The organism is Blautia sp. MCC270, assembly GCF_018785605.1.
Lineage (GTDB): Bacteria > Bacillota > Clostridia > Lachnospirales > Lachnospiraceae > Blautia_A > Blautia_A fusiformis.
The window spans coordinates 77295-95390 of the sequence record NZ_WQQD01000002.1; the positions used below are offsets into that span (position 1 = coordinate 77295).

The window sequence follows — 18096 nt, forward strand, 5'->3', positions numbered from 1 at the left end:
TATTAATCCTCCTTAATATCTACATATTTTGTATTTTCGCGGAAGGGGTGGAACTCTTTTCCTCCGCCCTCAAAGAATTTACCGAAAAACTCTACGTACTGTAATCGGCAGGTGTGCACGTATGCACCCAGAAGATTGATCAGAAGGTTAAAGATATGACCAATCACAAATACAAGGATAAATACGATCCATCCCAGAATACTGTCTCCCAGCATACTTCCCATCTGGTTCATAACTGATGCGATAACTCCGGTAGCAAGTCCCAGGGCCAGAAGTCTGGAATAGGAAAGGATATCACTGACCCATCCCGTGATATTGTAAAGATCGTAGGCTCCAAGCGCCAGCCTCAGGAACGGATTCTTCTTATCTCTTCCTGACATAAAGAGAATTCCCACAGCACCGATGATCGCCATCCATTTTCCGACCTGTATCACTGCCGGTGAAAGATTCAGATCCATCTGAGAAATAGAACGGAACATGCTGCTTGGGATAAAGATCAAGATCAGTCCCATAAGAAGCAGGAACCAGAGTACTACGTCACAGAAAAAGTCGAGATATTTTCTGTCACGTAACAGCATGTAGCCCTTAAGACCCATTCCCAGAAACATATGGATCAGACCAAACAGCATGGAGAACACCAGAAGTCTCATTGGCTCATTTAACGGTGCAAACCATACCGGCTTCACCGTGACCGGCCTGTGCAGATATACCTTCGAAAATACATCGATAAAATCTCCGAAATATCCGCCAAACATCACGCCCCAGAACAAAGTGGACAATCCACAGTACATAAAAAGCCGGATGGATTTCTGCATTCCGCTCTCCATCCTGGGGAACTTCAGAAGTACTCCCAGACAGACTGCAAAGACGATCAGTCCATATGCTGCGTCTGACAGCATCAGTCCGAAAAGAAATACATAGCAGGCTGTCATGATCATGGAAGGATCGATCTCTCCCTTTCCGGGAAGACCAAATGCTGCCAGAACTCCCTCTCCTGCTGCTCCGAATTTGCCGTTTTGAAGGGCAACCGGAACATTTTCTCCCTCAGCATCTTCTGCTTCAAAAACAATATCGTACTTCTCCGTAAGCCGTTTCTCCATTGCAGGAACCTGTTTCTTCGGAAGATATCCTGTCACAAAAAAAGTGCTCTCCGACTGGCGGAGCTGTCCTAATACCTCATATTTCTGTGCACGGATCCGGAAATAATCGGACAAAAGCTGAAGAGAGCTCTTCCTGTCGTGAAGAGCGCGTATCTGTTCCCGGATCTGTTCGGACTCTTCCTGAATGCGTACCACTTCATTCTTAAGGTTCTCCAGCTCCTGTGCCGGAACCTCTGATACCAGCTGTGCCGGTCTTGCAAATCCCTGCATCCGAAGCGCTTCTTCCAGTTCCTGTGCCTGTGCTTTCAAGCAGACAACCACCAGGCTCAGCTTACCGGCATCATTTGAGATTTCCCGAATGTCAAAGGCTTCAAGCTGTGGTGCATCCGCTGCCAGCTGACTGTATACCTGATCCAGAGTTATATTTCCATCAATACTTCCCACAAGTACCGCTGCTTTCGCTGTACCGCCGAAGTTCATCGGAATATCCAGCTTCAGCCATGGAGCAAGAGCTGCTTCCTGCTGTTCTAGCTTAACTGCCGCCGCACTGTTCTCTGTAAGCTTCTTCCGGTATCCCTGAATTTCTCTGGCTGTTCTCAGGATCTCTTCCTGATCCCGGATAGCTTCTTCCTCCTGCTTCCTTCCGATCAGCGGTTTCCCTGCCAGGGATGCCAGCATGGATTGCTTTTCCTTCGAAAATTCATCCAGTATTTCGATTGCCTGATCACAAAGGGATGCGTTCTTCTCAAAGATCAGCCGGGCATTCATAGTATCCATCGTCTTAAGCTCCGGATCCAATTCCGCTGCATCGATCTCCAATACTCCAAGTGACTGCAGTTCTTCCAATATGGCCTTACGGTTCTTTTTCATTGCGCAGATACTGATTCGCTGCATCTGCAATACTGCCATTTTCGCACTCCCCCTCTCAGAACAAACTGTCCATTACTGTCTGGATCGCCTGCTCGTGCTTCGACTCCGCTTTCTTTTTCAAAGCTGCAAGCTCTTCCTCCGCCTGTCCAACGACAGTGTTCTCTGTACTGTGTGCACGTTCTTCGGCTGCTTTCATATCAGATGCCGCCTGTTCGCCGGCGGCTGTTTCCGCCTTTCTGATAATATTCTCTGCCTCTTTCTCAGCTTCGCTGATGATACTCTGTGCACGGACGGATGCATCCTTTATCTTCTGCTGTGCTTTTGCCTCCGCCTCTTTCACTGCCTTGATCGTTTCCTGGATCATCTGATCACCGCCTCTCTGCATATCCAAATTGTACCACAATCGCTTTTTCAAAACAATGTTTATTATGCAATTTAACGATAAATTTATTTGTATTGTGTCAAAAAGTCGTCATATATGTTATATTTTTGCCATTTTTTCGCACACTTTTTATTTGTTTATTCTATTCATATTTTTTATTTTTATTCAAAAAAGCCATCAGCCCGATGAAAATGTTTTTTACATCTTCATCAGACTGATGGCTTTCAATTATGAACAGACGGTGAATGCGGACTAACCTATTCACCCGACCTACAGTGGCTATCTGTTCTATTTGTTAATTGTACAGGTAATTTGCAATGTCTTCGCTTTTGATATTCTCAGCATCAATCCATATCGGATCAAGTAAAACCTTCTTATCAATCTTTGTTTCCTTCTTCGGTGCAGTAGACTGAATAGCCGCCCACATGGTCTGATATCCCATCGCATAAGGATTCTGTGAAAGCACTCCCAGTTCTTCCCCTTTCTGGATCGCTTCCTGCTGTTCGCTGGTTGCATCTACGCCTACCATAGCAACTTTATTTTCTCCTGTGTCCTTATTTACCTCCAGAAACATTTCAGAAACCTCGGCATTGGTGCAGAAAACACCATCCAGTGCCGGATATTTATCCAGAACTTCCTTCATGGCTTCCTTCATATCATCAACCTGGTCAGAATATACGGTTTCCACCACTTTAATATCCGTATAATTTGCAATATTATCCAGAAATCCCTTTACACGTTCCTGAGCGCTCTGTGTTTTCTCCTGTGCGGAAAAAACAGCCACATTTCCCATTTTTCCAATGGCGCTGCCAAGCTTATATGCTGCATATTTGCCGATCTGTGTATTGTCTGTTCCACGGAAAGCTCTGACCAGCTTTGTATCACTGACATTGGAATCAAATGCGACCACCGGAATTCCGTTCTCTTTCGCTGCTTCCAGCTGTGCCTGACAGGAATCCATATCTCCGGCAGAAAGACACACTACAGATGGATTCTCAGCAATCACTGCATCAAGAGTATTGATCTGACTTTCTACGTCCTCTTCATCATCCGGACCCTCAAAGGTCATCGTGATCTGCTTGTCTTTTTTGAAACCATACGCTTCATTTACGTCCTTGACAGCAGCTTCCATTCCTTCTTTTACTTTATTCCAGAACTCGCCTTTTTTGCTTTTGCTGACAACAGCTATTCTGGCACCTTCTTCAATAGAAAGAGTGTCATCGATCTCAGGGATCAGCGGGCTTTTTTCTTCTTCCACTTCGGTTGCTTCAGGGGTTTCCTGGACATCTGCTACAATCGGTGCAACAAGCTTTTCTACTTCTTCTTTCTGACAGCCTGTCAGCAGGGTTGCCACAGCCAACAAGGCTGCTGACGCTACTGCAGCTCTTTTCATTGTAATCTCCTCTTCCTCGCTGGTTACTGTTCTTTATCGTCTGCCTTGTCCGTCCACAGTAACTTATACTTTACAAAAATCTTACATTTGGTTACTTGCTTTTTACATTATACACTTTTTCGTATTTCCGTCCAGAGTTTTTACACTTTTTTCACAAAATCCAGAAACGCGCTTCCCTGTGGCTCTGTTTCAAACTTCATCATTTTTCCTGTTCTGGGGTGTTTGAATTCCAGACAACTGGAACAAAGTCCCAGTGATGTACCTTTTTCTCCCGAAGGATTATATTTCCGGTCTCCAAGAAGGGGCAGTCCCTCATGAGAGAGCTGCACACGGATCTGATGATGCCGACCTGTTTCCAGCCTGATCTTAAGAAGTGTCCGGGATTTTCTGTTTATCTCCTGCTGATCCAGAACTTTATAGTGAAGGATCGCTTTTTTTGCTCCCGGTGTATTGGCAGACACCACCTGAGACATGTTGGCTTTTCCATTTTTTTTCAGATAGTCTGTAAGAGTCCCTTCTGAGCTCTTTGCTTTTCCCTCTGTTACTGCCAGGTAATATTTTCCGGCGCCTCCTGCCATCATCTGTTTACTCAAATTTCCTGCTGCTTCGGATGTTTTCGCAAATACAAGAATGCCTTCTACCGGCTGATCAAGGCGATGTACTACTCCCAGATATGGGATCTTTCCCGGTGTTTTTTGTGCCAGATAATTTTTCAGGGCACTTTCCATATCCATTGTTCCTATTTTTGCTGCCTGCACCGGCATTCCTGCTGTTTTTCTGCACACAAGGATCTCTTTGTCTTCATATAAAATATTTTCTTCAATCTGATAATTCCACATATTTTCTCATCTTACTTCCTTTCTCACAGAAGTATAACTGATGATGTTTTTGATGGCAACTGATAAATATAACTGTTCGGAAAATCTCTGATCGAAAATTTTGCTCTCTGCTCGGATCATATTATTTTATCCAGGGCTTTTCGGAACGGTTATATACTTAATATATGCAATCTTATATACACAACGAGACGGTCATCACTTTTTTTACTTTTACAGTTTCCAAAAATGATGACCGTCTCAACACTCTTCGTTATTCAATTTTTCTTCCTCTTCGTTCTTTCGAATAAAGTTTTCTTGTTATACTTATTATACTTATCAATCGAAATCTTTGATTTTATATACTTTATAAAATAATTTCGATTCTCTTTATTCAATTTTGAAATTTTTCTTTTTCAGATTCTCTCTTCTTTTTTATTTCCTGCTCATAAACGACTGATATATGTAAGTATATCTCTTCGATTATTTAGAAAGTTTTATAGATCAGAAATCATTTTTTACGATGTTTGATTTCCTGTTTATCTGAAGAATTTCGGTGGTTATACTTTTTCCTGTTCACTAAACAATTCTGGACTTAACTTCTTAAATTCAAAACCATTTGTCATCTCTGTACTTTGCGATCTGCTGATTCAAATCGACCTATTGGGATTTTCTCCTCTGCAGTTCTTTAAAGTATCCTGGAAAAAAGTTCCTGCCCGATTCTTCTGTTTTTAATATCCTCTCAGATATTCTTCTGATGCAAAGCTTCAATCCATATCCTAATGGTTCTGATATGCATTTCAAAGTATCGTTCTCATCTTCACGTTTGTTCTTGGAATCTCTTCTTTCCAACGAACCGGTGAGTTGAGGGTTTTACTCTTTCGGGAAATATTTCTTTACATATTTCCTGAAATCTTTGTATCAGGTGTGTGACAGTTGTTCAATATGAGTTACCGATTCTATATTACCTGAAATACTGATTTCCTTTTGTTTCTGATTTCTTAAAATATAAGTAAGATTTAAGAGGATCTTATTTATATTTCATAAAAGAAACTTCTGTTTTCTTAAGGTGTATCATATGTGATCTGTATCAGGTCTTTCTTGCAGGAAATCCGGTTCCTGTCACTCTCATATTGATGATGGTGTTTGTTTATGTTCCCACTGGAATCACCTTTTCCTTTCTTCATCCTTCATGTGCATCTATGCTATGAATTGAATGATTTTCTTTTTTGTTTTTCTCTTGTTGTTTTTGATGATCTTATAATAACATCGTTGCAGGTATTTGTCAATACATTTTTATAGTTTTATGCTATTATTTTTATTTATTTGTTTTGTTAGGTGTTTATATTTTATAATTTGTTTGTATTTTTTATTATTTTCTGTTAATTTATGCTATTGTGAAGTTGTGAAGAACGGGATGGTATGTTGCAAACGGACGGTCGGGAAGGACGGGAGGGGCGGGTGAGGCTTCGGAGGTCTAGTGCTTCTAAGGCTGCGGGAATTCTGCTAAAACCGCTGAAAAAATCCCAGAACTCGCTAACGCTCAAACAGCTGGGATTTTTCCAGCAACGCAGCCTCCCCGCGGCCTAAGAAGTACTACGACTCCTGCAGAGTCACCCGCCCCTCCCGTCCTTCCCGCCCTGACTTTCGAACATGGAAAGTTAGTTAGAAAAGTTTCTGTGTGACTGTATTGGCACTGCAAACATTGCAATGTTTGTACTTTACAATGTTTGCAGGGGATTGAGATAAACTTTATTCGAAAGAACGAAGAAGAAGAAAAATTGAATAACGAAGAGTGTTGAGACGGTCATCATTTGTTGAGCTTTTCTTGATATTTTTACCGGGGCTGGGGTTTGTCTCTGGAAATGTCAGCGTGAGGTGTCCGCATCATCCACATCCCATAAATAAGTATCCATAACCTTAAAAGTAAAAAAGCAGACCGGCAACCTCGATTAAAACGGTCACCAGTCTGCAAACCAACACGGAAATTCTTAAATTACTACATTCCGCTCTGCAGCATATTCATGAACACAGCTCCAACGCCTTCACGCTCTACATATGTTCAATCCCTGCATCTATTTACGATTATAATTGATCAGACAACCCTTAAGGATGATCTCTCTCTCATCATCTGTCAGCTCACCCAGAGTTACATCGAACTCCTTCAGAGCGTCACCTTCAACAGTATATCCCTTGATCACGTCTGCTTTTTCCTCAACCGCCTTGCGGATTCCCGGGAAGAACAGATAATCACCGTTCCTGAACGGAAGATCTCCGGACGGGATCAGGAATGGAAGCATACCCCAGTTGATCAGATTGGAACGATACCTCTTGGTTGCATACTCATTGGCAATGTTTGCCCAGCCGCCAAGTACCTTCTGGCAGGATGCAGCCTGCTCTCTGGCAGAGCCATCGCCCGGTTTCACTGCAAAGATGGTACTTCCTACGCCAAGGTTGGTCTTATCTACATCCGGATAAGTCTTGTTGATGGTTTTAATAACCGGTTTCAGTTCCGGAACAGCCTCTGCCGGGCAGTTACCTGCCTGGATTGCCTTCTGTGCTGCCTGGATCTCTTTTGCACGGCCAACATAAGCCGGATCCTTTCTGGACAGTGTGAACTCTGCAAGTCCAAGCGGATTGGAACGGTAGGAGGATGTCTCACCGGACGGGATCAGCTCGTCAGTGGTAGTAACCGGATCGTGGATCTCGGAAACAACCTTCAGGATCAGGTTGTCTGCAAGTGCAGCCATCTCCGGCCAGTCTTTGATATTCGGTCCAAACTGGATCTCTACGCTTGGATCTGCCACGCCCTTGCTGTCAAATACACGGTTCTCGTAGATAGACTTATCAAAGTAGTATTTATGCTCGGAATAGCTTCCGTCAAACTCCTCTGCTGAGGTAAGGAATCCCTTGTTTGCTGCTGTAGCTGCAATGGAACGTGCATCCATAAGTGCAACCGAAGAGATCTGACCGTTCTGGATCTTGGAGCCTTCACGGTTCGGGAAGTTTCTGGTTGTATGACGGATACTGAATGCATTGTTTGCAGGTGTATCTCCGGCGCCGAAGCACGGTCCGCAGAATGCAGTTTTCACAACTGCGCCTGTTCCGATCAGTTCTGCAAGAACACCATTCTTAGCCAGTTCCATGTAGATTGGAGTACTTGCCGGGTATACACTTAAGGTGAAGGCATCATGGCCGATATTTTTGCCCTTGAGGATATCTGCTGCAGCGCAGATATTCTCGAATCCACCGCCTGCACAACCGGCAATGATTCCCTGCTCAACATAAAGCTTGCCATCAACTACCTTGTCTCTCAATGTGAACGGAATCTTTCCGTCAAGGCTTACCTGTGCTCTCTTCTCCACATCTGCAAGGATATCGTCAAGGTTTGCCTTCAGCTCATCGATGGTGTAGGTGTTACTTGGGTGGAACGGCATTGCGATCATTGGTTTGATCTCACTGAGGTCGATCTCTACACAGCCGTCATAGTATGCAACGTTGCCCGGTTTCAGTTCTTTGTAATCCTCCGGTCTTCCGTGGATCGCATAGAATTCCTCGATCTTCGCATCTGTCTGCCAGATGGAGGAAAGACATGTGGTTTCTGTTGTCATAACATCAACACCGATACGGAAATCTGCGCTTAAGCTGGCAACGCCTGGTCCAACGAACTCCATAACCTTATTCTTCACATAGCCGTTGGCAAAAACCTCGCCGATGATGGCAAGCGCAACATCCTGCGGTCCTACACCCGGCCGTGGAGCACCTTTCAGATAAATAGCAACTACTCCTGGCATATTAATATCGTATGTCTGGCAGAGAAGCTGTTTTACAAGCTCCGGTCCGCCCTCTCCCATAGCCATGGTTCCAAGTGCTCCGTATCTTGTATGACTGTCGGAGCCGAGAATCATCTTTCCGCCGCCTGCAAGCATTTCTCTTGCAAACTGATGGATAACTGCCTGATGAGGCGGTACATAAACTCCGCCGTACTTTTTGGCACAGGTGAGACCAAACATGTGGTCATCTTCATTGATGGTTCCGCCTACTGCACAGAGAGAGTTATGGCAGTTGGTCAGTACATATGGTACCGGGAACTTCTCAAGTCCTGAAGCTCTTGCAGTCTGGATGATTCCTACAAATGTGATATCATGGGAAGTCAGTTTATCGAATTTGATCTGAAGTTTCTCCATGTTATCGGATTTATTATGAGCCTTGAGAATAGAATATGCGATGGTATTCTTAGCAGCCTCTTCTTTCGCTACAGGCAGATCAGCCTGGTTCTCGGGAATGATTTCCTGTCCGTTCTGAAGATAAACGCCGGTATCGTAAAGTTTCATTTCGGTTCCTCCAATCTGTAATGATTCTTTTTTTCATAATTTCGTTTATTATAGAGGATTTTTACACATTAGTCAATAAAAGTGAACACACCTGGTGCATTGTTTTGCGTACAAGCGTTATTGCCCTGTGCTTTACTTTCCCTGCAAAATCCGCTATACTGAAGACCATATCGGACGGATATTCATATTCTGCCGGCTGTGGCAGTTTCAATACGGAGGTACTGTTTATGTTTCGTTTATGGGGAAAAATATGGAAAGACAATCGCATGCTTCAGGACACCGTTGTCTGTGATGACAGCGATGATACCAGAACCCACAAGATCTTTCACGGACTTGAGGAAATCTGTTATCAGATGGATCTGGGAAATCCTATCTGGCTGGATGCCACAGTGCGGGATTTCAAAAAGCATGATAAGGCCCGTTTTTATCAGGATAATTTCATTGAACATATTGAATTCGACTACCTGGAGATCCAGGTGATCGAGGAAGACTGAGTAACATATAAAAGGACGCAGGAAAGCCACGAATGCTTATCCTGCGTTCTCTTTTTTTAAAAATTCCCAATCTGGGAGGTATATTTCAGAAGATCATGCTTACTGCCTTTAATGAAGTTTATGCTCTCAGCCAGGAGAAAAATGTAACGCTCCGTATGGCAGCTTACATGGTTGCGATCAAGAGGATCACCACAGCCGGCAAGCTCCGTGGCGGCCCGATCTCCATGGGTTGATAAGGTATAGCTGATAAATTCCTTATCTTACACAACTGCATACATAAAAAACTCTCCGGCGGATACAGAGAATCGTATCTGCCGGAGAGTTTTTTTGCATCCGGTTCCCTTATTCCGGAATATCTTTGTGTACATTTCTGTATTTTCTCAAATATACCGGGATATGTTTTTACTCTGCATTCATAAACTCCCGTATGATCTCCCGCATGATCTCTTCCTCCTCCGGAGAAAGCATCTTGCTGAAGTGGCTTCCGGTAGCAGCCGTCTGACGGATACTTCTGGTGATCTTATCTACGATTTCTTCCTGCAGAACAGGATCCGGCTTTTCTGCGACCGGTACTTCCTCCACCCAGGTACGGACCTGTTCCACATAATCTGCAAGAGAAGCCATCACAAGCTCTTCCTTATAAGAAAAGTCCAATGCCTGACGAAGAAGAAGCAGTACTACCGGCACTGCCGCCCCTATATAAAGATAAAGCATAGACAATCCTTCCCTGTATCCCAGTCTGCTGTTGAGAAAAACAGACATTCCAAGAAGAAATGTACAAAACAGTGACGGATACCACACAAATCGGTTCATCCGATGCCAGAGCCTGTCCCTTGATTTCCACAGGTTCAGCCATTTTTCTTTGAGATTCTGTAATCGCTGCGTATTTCGGATCATTCTTCGGTAGGTAAGGTTTGTTGCCAGCATCCCCAGACCGCCGATACATCCCATGGATGTCATGACGTAAAGCGGGATGTTCAGCTTCATGATCATCTCCAGCATAAGCCCTCCCTTTTTCACTGCCGCACAGTGCCTGAGTGTGCTTTTGTTCTTTAGCCGCACTGCTCATCGCCTTAGGAATATTATACTTCTATATAACTTAACTGGAAAGAATTTTCGTTCGTCAAATGCTGCCCCTGTTTTCGGTCTTTTTACATTTCCTGCAGTGCTTTGACTACATTTTCAAATTTCATGAAGTGAGAAGCCTTTACGAGGATGGTATCTCCAGGTTTCACATATGTGTTCAGGTTCTTAAGAAGGCTTTCCAGATCTTTTTCCCGGATGACTGTCAAGTCCGGATTGGTCTGAGATGCCTTTTCCGCGATATGGGCTGCAAGTGGTCCTACGCAGATGCATGCATCGATCCTGCACTGACCTGCATGAACGCCTACACCTTCATGAAGTGCAGCTTCATCCGTTCCAAGCTCACCCATATCGCCAAGGATGGCAACCTTTCTTCCAAGTCCATCCTGAAGAACATCCAGGGACGCCTTCATGGACATGGGATTTGCGTTGTAGCAGTCATCTACGATCATGAATTTATCGGTCTCGATCATATTGAATCTTCCGCTGACCGGTTCCAGGCTTTCGATGCCATTTTTGATCTGCTCTGCATTCAGTCCGTAAAGTCTGCCCACAGCTGCTGCTGCCAGTGCATTGGATACCATATGACGTCCCGGCATTGGAATATCTACATGGAATATCTGGAACTCTCCGTTCTCTGCCATTTTTCCCTTCAGACAGATGTCACAGCTCATTCCCTTCAGGCCACGGCTTTCCACATTTTCACAGGTAACAGAAGCATTTTCTCCGTTTCCGAAAAATACCGGCTGCATACCGTTGTATTCCTTTACTGTGGAAAGCTTATCATCATCACCGTTAAGTACGATATTTCTCTTCACATACTGAAAAATCTCTGTTTTTGCCTTCAGGACGCCGTCTCTGTCCCCAAGGTTTTCCAGATGGCAGGTTCCGATGTTTGTGATCACGCAGGTGTCCGGTTTTGCGATCTTTGCAAGACGGGTCATCTCACCGAAATCACTGATTCCCATTTCCAGAACTGCGATCTCATCTTCATCACGAAGGCGGAATACTGTCAGTGGAAGTCCCAGCTCATTGTTGAAATTCCCCTGGGTTTTCAGTGTACGGTATTTTTCCTTCAGCACAGAGGCAATCACCTCTTTTGTGCTGGTCTTTCCAACGCTTCCTGTGATTCCCACAACCGGAATATCAAGCTGCTCCAGATAAAACTCCGCAATGTCTTTTACTGCCTGAAGGGAGGAGCCTACCTGGATATACGGATGATCCGCCCCTTCAAGAGTTCTCTCGGATAAGGTCGCGAGTGCACCTGCTTCCATTACCTGCGGGATAAAACGGTGAGCATCCACACGCTCTCCTACTACCGGTACAAAAAGACCTCCTTTTTCCACCTTACGGCTGTCCGTTGTGATCGCAGTCACTTCCTCCTGAAGTTTTTCCTGCGGGCCGTGGTAAATACCATTGCAGACTTTTGTGATATTTTCCAATGTAAGATTTTTCATGAATAAAATCCTTTCTTTTGCCAGAAACTCCTCCTGTCAACAGGAGGAGTTACGGTCAGATATTTTATTTGCTGTATTTCTTAAAAGAAATGCGGATCAGTTCTTCACAGAGGTCCGGATAGTCGATTCCCAGAACCTTTGCTTCCTGCGGGATCAGACTGGTGGGTGTCATTCCCGGAAGTGTGTTTGCCTCCAGGCAATACATATCACCGTTTTCTTTCATCATGAAGTCAAAACGTGCATAGCCCTCAATGCAGAGAGCCTTTGCGCCAGCTTCCGCATAATGCTGCATCTTCTCAGTCAGTTCCGGTGAGATCTCGGCCGGACAGGTTTCTACTGTGGAGCCTGCCTGATATTTGTTCTTGTAATCATAAAAGCCCTGCTTCGGTGCGATCTCGATGATCGGATAAGCCTTTCCGTCTACAACTGCAACGGAAAACTCACGACCCCTGATATACTCTTCAACAACTACCTCATCTTCATAAGAATAAGCACCGTCAATGGCATCCTCATATTCTTTCTGGTTGTTTACAATATAAACACCTACGCTGGAACCACCGCAGCATGTTTTTACAACAACAGGAAATTCCATACCAAGATCATGGATGTTTCTTGTACAGTTTTCTTTCAGCATGGAAACGCCCTTCGGTGTCGGTACCTGATCCATGAGAAAGATCTTCTTGGTGAGGCCCTTATCCATAGCAAGGGCACTGCTTAAATATCCGGTTCCTGTGTAACGGATCCCCAGAAGATCGAAGGTTGCCTGAACCTTTCCATCCTCTCCGTTGGAACCGTGAAGTCCCATAAATACAATGTCTGCTGCCTGACACAATTCCAGTACATTCGGTCCGAAAAAGCTTCTTCTTGTGCGTTTGATCTCTTCGATATCATCATCGAAGCTTCTCATATACTCTGCCGCAGAATCTACCTCATAATCTTTATCTCCAAAGGGCTCATCCCAGTCCACCGGCTCCAGTCCGCAGAAAATATCTACAAGAATGGCATTATGGCCTTTTTTACGAAGTGCCTTGCAGACACCGGTTCCTGTTACGATGGAGATCTCTCTTTCTGTACTGGTTCCGCCTGCCAATACAACGATATTCATACTTTCATCTCCCTTGATGATCTTGTGTTTTCTTTTTTCGTATTCTTTTAATATTTCTTTTAATCTCTTATTCATAAACTACGATTGGTACTCCTACACTAATATTATTATAAATGATTGCCGCCTTATCCTTCGGGGTGTTTACACAGCCATGAGAACCATTTGTGATATAGATCTGCCCGCCATACTGTGAACGCCAGCTTGCGTCATGGATTCCGACTCCTCCGGAAAACGGCATCCAGTATGTAACCGGTGATGCATATCCAGGTCCCTTCAAAACTGCCGGTGAACGCATGGCATCCAGTGCAAAGCATCCGGTTGGTGTGGAATGGCCCTTTCGGACACAGCCGGTAACTACCGGTGTATCTACCAGAAGCTGTCCATCTTTATAGAATACCATTCTCTGGTTGGTCAGGTCAATCTCTACATATGTATTTCCGATATCATTGGTATCTCTGCAAAGTCCGCTGTAAGCATACGCCGGCTGTCTCACTTCTGTAGTTCCTGCAAGAATGGCATTATAAAGCCATTCAGTCTCTGCGGTCTGATCGATAGCCCATCCGTAATCACCGCCTTTAATGGTTTTCTGGCGGCCATCGTAGGTGGTAAATGTCCTCGTGCAGCCAAAGGTATCATATTTATATCCCAGGCTGTTCACATAAGCTGCAACCTGATCTTTATTTACTATATAATCTCCGTTTGCGTCCCTGACCAGCCAGTCTTTGATGGTATTTCGGTCAAGCTGTTCCGACCGGTCCGAAAAATCATAGGTGATCACGCAGCTGATAATCTTGTTCATCTGGTCACAATCTTTTTTCAGAGCTTCATCGTCTTTATATATCGATGGTTTTTTGTAGCAGTTTTTCTTTTCCAGACTAACTGTTTTGTCTCCTGCGGAAACAGCTGCACGGATCACTTTCTGAACCTTTTTTGTATCCAGGGTCGTTCCTTCTTTTTCCGGCTGGATCTCGTAGGTTTCGCCATTATCCTTAATGCATGCGTCTACAGGCTTTTCCATATTGTCCTTCTGCATGCATTTCAGATTCTTCACAGCCTCTGTCAGCTTGTTCTGATCTTCATAAGCAGTATCCGTTGCCAGTGTATATTTTTTCTTCTGATTAAAAGCAAGGAACCATTTGTACCGGTCCTGTTTCTTGATCAGCTTTTTGGCTCCGCCATCCGGCTTGTAGACCAGTCCGGCTTCTTTTGCGGTAATGCTCTCTTTTCCGTTGTTTCTTGTATCAACGGTAAGAACATATGCCTGCACTTCCTTTGCAAGAAGCTTTTCTGTTTCATCTGCAGTTTTATAGGAGCAGTTAAAACCATTCACCTGAGATCCCGGTAAAAAATGATCTGTAAAATAGTGTACACCATATCCATAAGCCCCTGCTGTAAGGATCAGCAGGATCATGATCAGTGCAATGACCAACTTTTTGCCTGTTTTCATTTTTTCTTTTTCCTCATCCATGAGCTCTCTCCAATAGTTATGACTGCCCGGTATTACGCATGCTGAAATACCGGGCAGTCTGATGTGATCGATTTATTTCTCCAGAAGTTTTTCCACACTTACAAGCTTCACACAGAGAACAAATACCTCTGCTGCCTTGCCAAGCTCCTCAACGCTTGGGTAGCTTGGTGCAATACGGATATTGCTGTCTTTCGGGTCCTTTCCATATGGATAGGTTGCGCCCGCTCCAGTCATAACAACGCCTGCTTCTTTTGCTTTGGCAACGATGGCTTTCGCACAACCTTCCATAGAATCAAAGGAAATGAAATATCCACCGTGAGGTTTGGTCCACTCACCGATTCCAAGTCCGTTAAGCTCTTTATCCAGTGTTGCGAGAACAAGCTCGAATTTCGGACGAAGGATGTCTGCGTGTTTCTTCATATGCTCATGCAATCCGTTGATATCTTTGAAGAAACGAACGTGACGAAGCTGGTTCAGTTTGTCGTGTCCGATGGTCTGTACAGTCATGTATTTGCGGAAGTCATCCAGGTTCGCCTTGGATGCAGCAACTGCTGCGATACCGGAACCAGGGAAGCTTACCTTGGAGGTAGAAGTAAATTTATAAACAATGTCCGGATTTCCTGCTTTCGCACACTCATCAAGGATCTCAAGAAGGAAATCCTGATTGTCATCATAAAGATGATGGATGCTGTAAGCGTTATCCCAGTAAATACGGAAGTCCGGTGCAGCCGGCTTCAGATGCGCAAAACGCTTAACTGTTTCTTCGGAATAAGTGTAGCCCTGCGGATTGGAATATTTCGGAACACACCAGATTCCTTTTACTGCCGGATCTTCATTGACATATTTCTCAACCATGTCCATATCCGGGCCTTCCGGAGTCATCGGAATGTTGATCATCTCAATGCCGAAAAATTCTGTGATACGGAAATGACGGTCGTATCCTGGTACAGGACAGAGGAATTTCACCTTGTCAAGCTTGCACCATGGTGTATTTCCCATTACTCCGTGGGAATAGGAACGTGCAATGGTATCGAACATTACGTTCAGACTGGAGTTCCCATAGATGATGATGTTCTCTGGCTCTACCTCTGACATCTCACCGAGAAGTCTCTTGGCTTCCGGGATTCCGTCGATGACTCCATAGTTACGGCAGTCCACACCGGTCTCACATTTCAGATCTGCATCCCCTGCAAGTACTTCCATCATTTTCATGGAAAGATCAAGCTGATCCGGTGCAGGTTTACCACGGGACATATCCAGTGCCAGACCTTCGGCTTTGATCTCGTCGAACTCACGGTCGAGTTCTTTCTTTAAATCGAGTAGCTCTTCCCTGCTCATCTCACAATATTTTTTCATAAGTTTGCTTCTCCTCTTTTTGTGCACAGTTTCATATCTGCGGTTGCTGTGTTTCTTCTGTTAACGATTTCTGTCTGTCAGGAATTCTCTGCAAAATCTCTTCCGCAAAAAACAGCCACAGTTTCACGGAAGCGGGAAGCCTCTGCCCCGGCAGAAAATCTCTGCGTACATTTTAGTATGTAAAAGCGCTGTTGTCAAATCTTTCGTGGAAAATCCTGCACTTCTCTTGCACAGCATCCATTTTTCCTCTATACTGGAAAAAACATTATTATGGCGTTTTTATGGATTCATGTCCCGGTCAGCCGGATCTGGTACAGTAATCTCCGGAAATGCTATATAAAAATGCTATATATATCTTATAAATTTACTATTATGAAAGAGGTATTGATCATCATGTGGATTGCAGATGGATGGAAAGAATATGAAGTTATTGATACATCAAAAGGAGAAAAGCTGGAGCGCTGGGGGGATTATCTTCTGGTTCGTCCGGACCCGCAGGTAATCTGGGATACTCCCCGCAAAAACCGTGGCTGGAAGCATATGAACGGACATTATCACAGAAGCAGCCGTGGCGGCGGTGAGTGGGAGTTCTTTGATCTGCCTCATCAGTGGGAGCTTCATTACAAGAACCTTACTTTTAATCTGAAGCCTTTCAGCTTCAAGCATACAGGACTTTTCCCGGAGCAGGCTGTGAACTGGGACTGGTTCGGTGAAAAGATCCGCAATGCAGGACGCCCGATCAAGGTCTTAAATCTTTTTGCCTATACCGGCGGCGCTACTCTGGCTGCAGCTGCAGCCGGTGCTTCCGTTACTCACGTGGACGCTTCCAAAGGTATGGTGAACTGGGCAAAAGAGAATGCTGCTGCTTCCGGACTTTCCGGTGCGCCGATCCGCTGGCTTGTGGATGACTGCGTGAAGTTCGTAGAGCGTGAGATCCGCAGAGGAAATCATTATGATGCGATCATTATGGACCCGCCTTCTTACGGCCGCGGACCTAAGGGCGAAATCTGGAAGATCGAGGATGCGATCCATCCGCTGATCAAGCTTTGTACGAAGATCCTCAGCGATGATCCGCTGTTTTTCCTGGTAAATTCCTATACTACAGGTCTTGCACCGGCTGTTCTGACTTATATGCTTGCTACGGAGCTGAAACCCTGGAAGGGTAATGTGGAGTCACAGGAGATCGGACTTCCTGTAACAGAAAGTGGTCTGGTTCTTCCCTGCGGAGCTTCCGGACGGTGGAGCTCCTCCCGGTAGGATAGGGATGTTGTGGCATCCTTATTAGCTGGCACTTTTTTCGCTGTTGCGAACTGCTGTGAGTTGGGGTTTTTCCTTTCGAGGGGACACTTTGGCGTGGGCAGGTTTGCGAGAAGGGGAAGCACTCGGAGTTAGCGAAGGCCGTCTCCCCTTCTCGCGCTCTTCCCCTCCTGGCCACGCCGCTGTTCTGCGTTGTGGAATATGATTCTGTATTGGCGGGATGATGGATTCTACTGTGTTGGATGTGAAACGTTGTGCCGATTTTTATCCTTACTATTCAATGGTAATATTCCGCGAAGTGTTTTTTGTGAGCGAAGGTCACAGAAAACCCGAGACATACCGCGCGAATTTATACAATCAGTATAAATTCTGTGCATCGCGAAGCGTGTTACTGAGAATGGAGTGAAAAGTAACTTTTTATCAGGTATTTCTTTATATTTTCTGATTATTTATATTGAAACGCTTTTTTGATAGGTCTATAATATAGAAAAAAGGAGCGTGATCTTTATGAGTACGGAAACTACGAAGGATACTCTTCCTTTTACCTGCACGCCGGCTTATGACCGGGATGCCTGTAAGGGATGTGTCTGTTCTACTTGCTATGAGCAGGAATTTTGTGACCGGTGCAGCTCCTGTGTAGAGCAGGGACATCGGAAAGAACGATGCAATGCTTATGAGGGAGCCTACAATTACTAACAAAAAAGGATCTGAAAAAGGCAGAACTATTTGTAAAATCTCGCCTTTTACAGATCCTTTTTATTATTATCCACCATCCAACAGATCGGCACAGCCTCCCCTTCTCGACACCCCCGAATCCCGCACCCTGTCAGAACATTCACACCCACTACAACGCCGAACAGCGACGTGGCCAGGAGGGGAAGAGCGCGAGAAGGGCAGACGGCCCAATGCCATTTAGTTAGAACATAGTATTCCAAAAGATTGCAATGTATGGTAAAAAAGAATTATACATTGCAATCTTTTT

Annotated in this window: 14 protein-coding genes; 4 read left to right on the top strand and 10 right to left on the bottom strand. The window is 44.7% G+C overall.

Going from position 1 to position 18096, the window contains the following annotated elements:
• Positions 1–2: 2 nt before the first annotated feature.
• The 5 genes from GPK58_RS00625 to GPK58_RS00645 all read right to left on the bottom strand — a co-directional run bounded on the left by GPK58_RS00625 (position 3) and on the right by GPK58_RS00645 (position 8894).
• Positions 3–2009, bottom strand: coding sequence for a V-type ATP synthase subunit I (locus GPK58_RS00625; protein WP_059086682.1), 2007 nt, complete (start codon positions 2007–2009; stop codon positions 3–5).
• 16 nt (positions 2010–2025) lie between these two features.
• The gene (locus tag GPK58_RS00630) at positions 2026–2334 is read right to left on the bottom strand and encodes a V-type ATPase subunit subunit G family protein (RefSeq protein ID WP_022427344.1); all 309 of its coding nucleotides are present in this window, start codon (positions 2332–2334) and stop codon (positions 2026–2028) included.
• Between the two features lie 313 nt (positions 2335–2647).
• On the bottom strand, positions 2648–3745 hold the full coding sequence (locus GPK58_RS00635) for a substrate-binding domain-containing protein (protein WP_215638041.1): 1098 nt from the start codon (positions 3743–3745) through the stop codon (positions 2648–2650).
• Positions 3746–3885: 140 nt separating this feature from the next.
• Positions 3886–4584 carry an RluA family pseudouridine synthase gene (locus GPK58_RS00640; protein ID WP_215638042.1) on the bottom strand — a complete coding sequence of 233 codons (699 nt, stop codon included), beginning with the start codon at positions 4582–4584 and terminating at the stop codon, positions 3886–3888.
• Between the two features lie 2051 nt (positions 4585–6635).
• Positions 6636–8894, bottom strand: a complete 2259-nt coding sequence (locus tag GPK58_RS00645; RefSeq protein WP_215638043.1) for a hydratase — start codon at positions 8892–8894, stop codon at positions 6636–6638.
• 227 nt (positions 8895–9121) lie between these two features.
• Here GPK58_RS00645 and GPK58_RS00650 point away from each other — a divergent pair, with 227 nt between their 5' ends.
• Together GPK58_RS00650 and GPK58_RS00655 are read left to right on the top strand one after the other, a co-directional pair.
• Entirely contained in the window at positions 9122–9388 is a 267-nt protein-coding gene (locus GPK58_RS00650) for a hypothetical protein (RefSeq protein ID WP_015526267.1), read from the top strand.
• Positions 9389–9420: 32 nt separating this feature from the next.
• Positions 9421–9621, top strand: coding sequence for a hypothetical protein (locus tag GPK58_RS00655; RefSeq protein ID WP_021651433.1), 201 nt, complete (start codon positions 9421–9423; stop codon positions 9619–9621).
• A gap of 169 nt (positions 9622–9790) precedes the next feature.
• Here the strand turns inward: GPK58_RS00655 and GPK58_RS00660 are convergent, their stop codons facing one another.
• The 5 genes from GPK58_RS00660 to GPK58_RS00680 form a co-directional block, all read right to left on the bottom strand.
• Positions 9791–10390, bottom strand: coding sequence for a hypothetical protein (locus GPK58_RS00660; RefSeq protein WP_215638044.1), 600 nt, complete (start codon positions 10388–10390; stop codon positions 9791–9793).
• A 149-nt stretch (positions 10391–10539) separates the two neighbouring features.
• A complete protein-coding gene (locus tag GPK58_RS00665) occupies positions 10540–11928 on the bottom strand; it encodes a UDP-N-acetylmuramoyl-tripeptide--D-alanyl-D-alanine ligase (protein WP_215638045.1) in 1389 nt (462 codons plus the stop codon).
• A gap of 64 nt (positions 11929–11992) precedes the next feature.
• Complete coding sequence (locus tag GPK58_RS00670; protein WP_044961514.1) at positions 11993–13033, bottom strand: D-alanine--D-alanine ligase family protein; 1041 nt, start codon at positions 13031–13033, stop codon at positions 11993–11995.
• A gap of 67 nt (positions 13034–13100) precedes the next feature.
• Positions 13101–14501 carry a L,D-transpeptidase family protein gene (locus GPK58_RS00675; protein WP_215638046.1) on the bottom strand — a complete coding sequence of 467 codons (1401 nt, stop codon included), beginning with the start codon at positions 14499–14501 and terminating at the stop codon, positions 13101–13103.
• 72 nt (positions 14502–14573) lie between these two features.
• The gene (locus tag GPK58_RS00680) at positions 14574–15857 is read right to left on the bottom strand and encodes an aminotransferase class I/II-fold pyridoxal phosphate-dependent enzyme (RefSeq protein ID WP_015526273.1); all 1284 of its coding nucleotides are present in this window, start codon (positions 15855–15857) and stop codon (positions 14574–14576) included.
• A gap of 393 nt (positions 15858–16250) precedes the next feature.
• Here GPK58_RS00680 and GPK58_RS00685 point away from each other — a divergent pair, with 393 nt between their 5' ends.
• Together GPK58_RS00685 and GPK58_RS00690 are read left to right on the top strand one after the other, a co-directional pair.
• A complete protein-coding gene (locus GPK58_RS00685) occupies positions 16251–17114 on the top strand; it encodes a class I SAM-dependent methyltransferase (protein ID WP_173722447.1) in 864 nt (287 codons plus the stop codon).
• A gap of 507 nt (positions 17115–17621) precedes the next feature.
• The gene (locus GPK58_RS00690) at positions 17622–17810 is read left to right on the top strand and encodes a hypothetical protein (RefSeq protein ID WP_015526276.1); all 189 of its coding nucleotides are present in this window, start codon (positions 17622–17624) and stop codon (positions 17808–17810) included.
• The last annotated feature ends 286 nt before the right edge of the window (positions 17811–18096 follow it).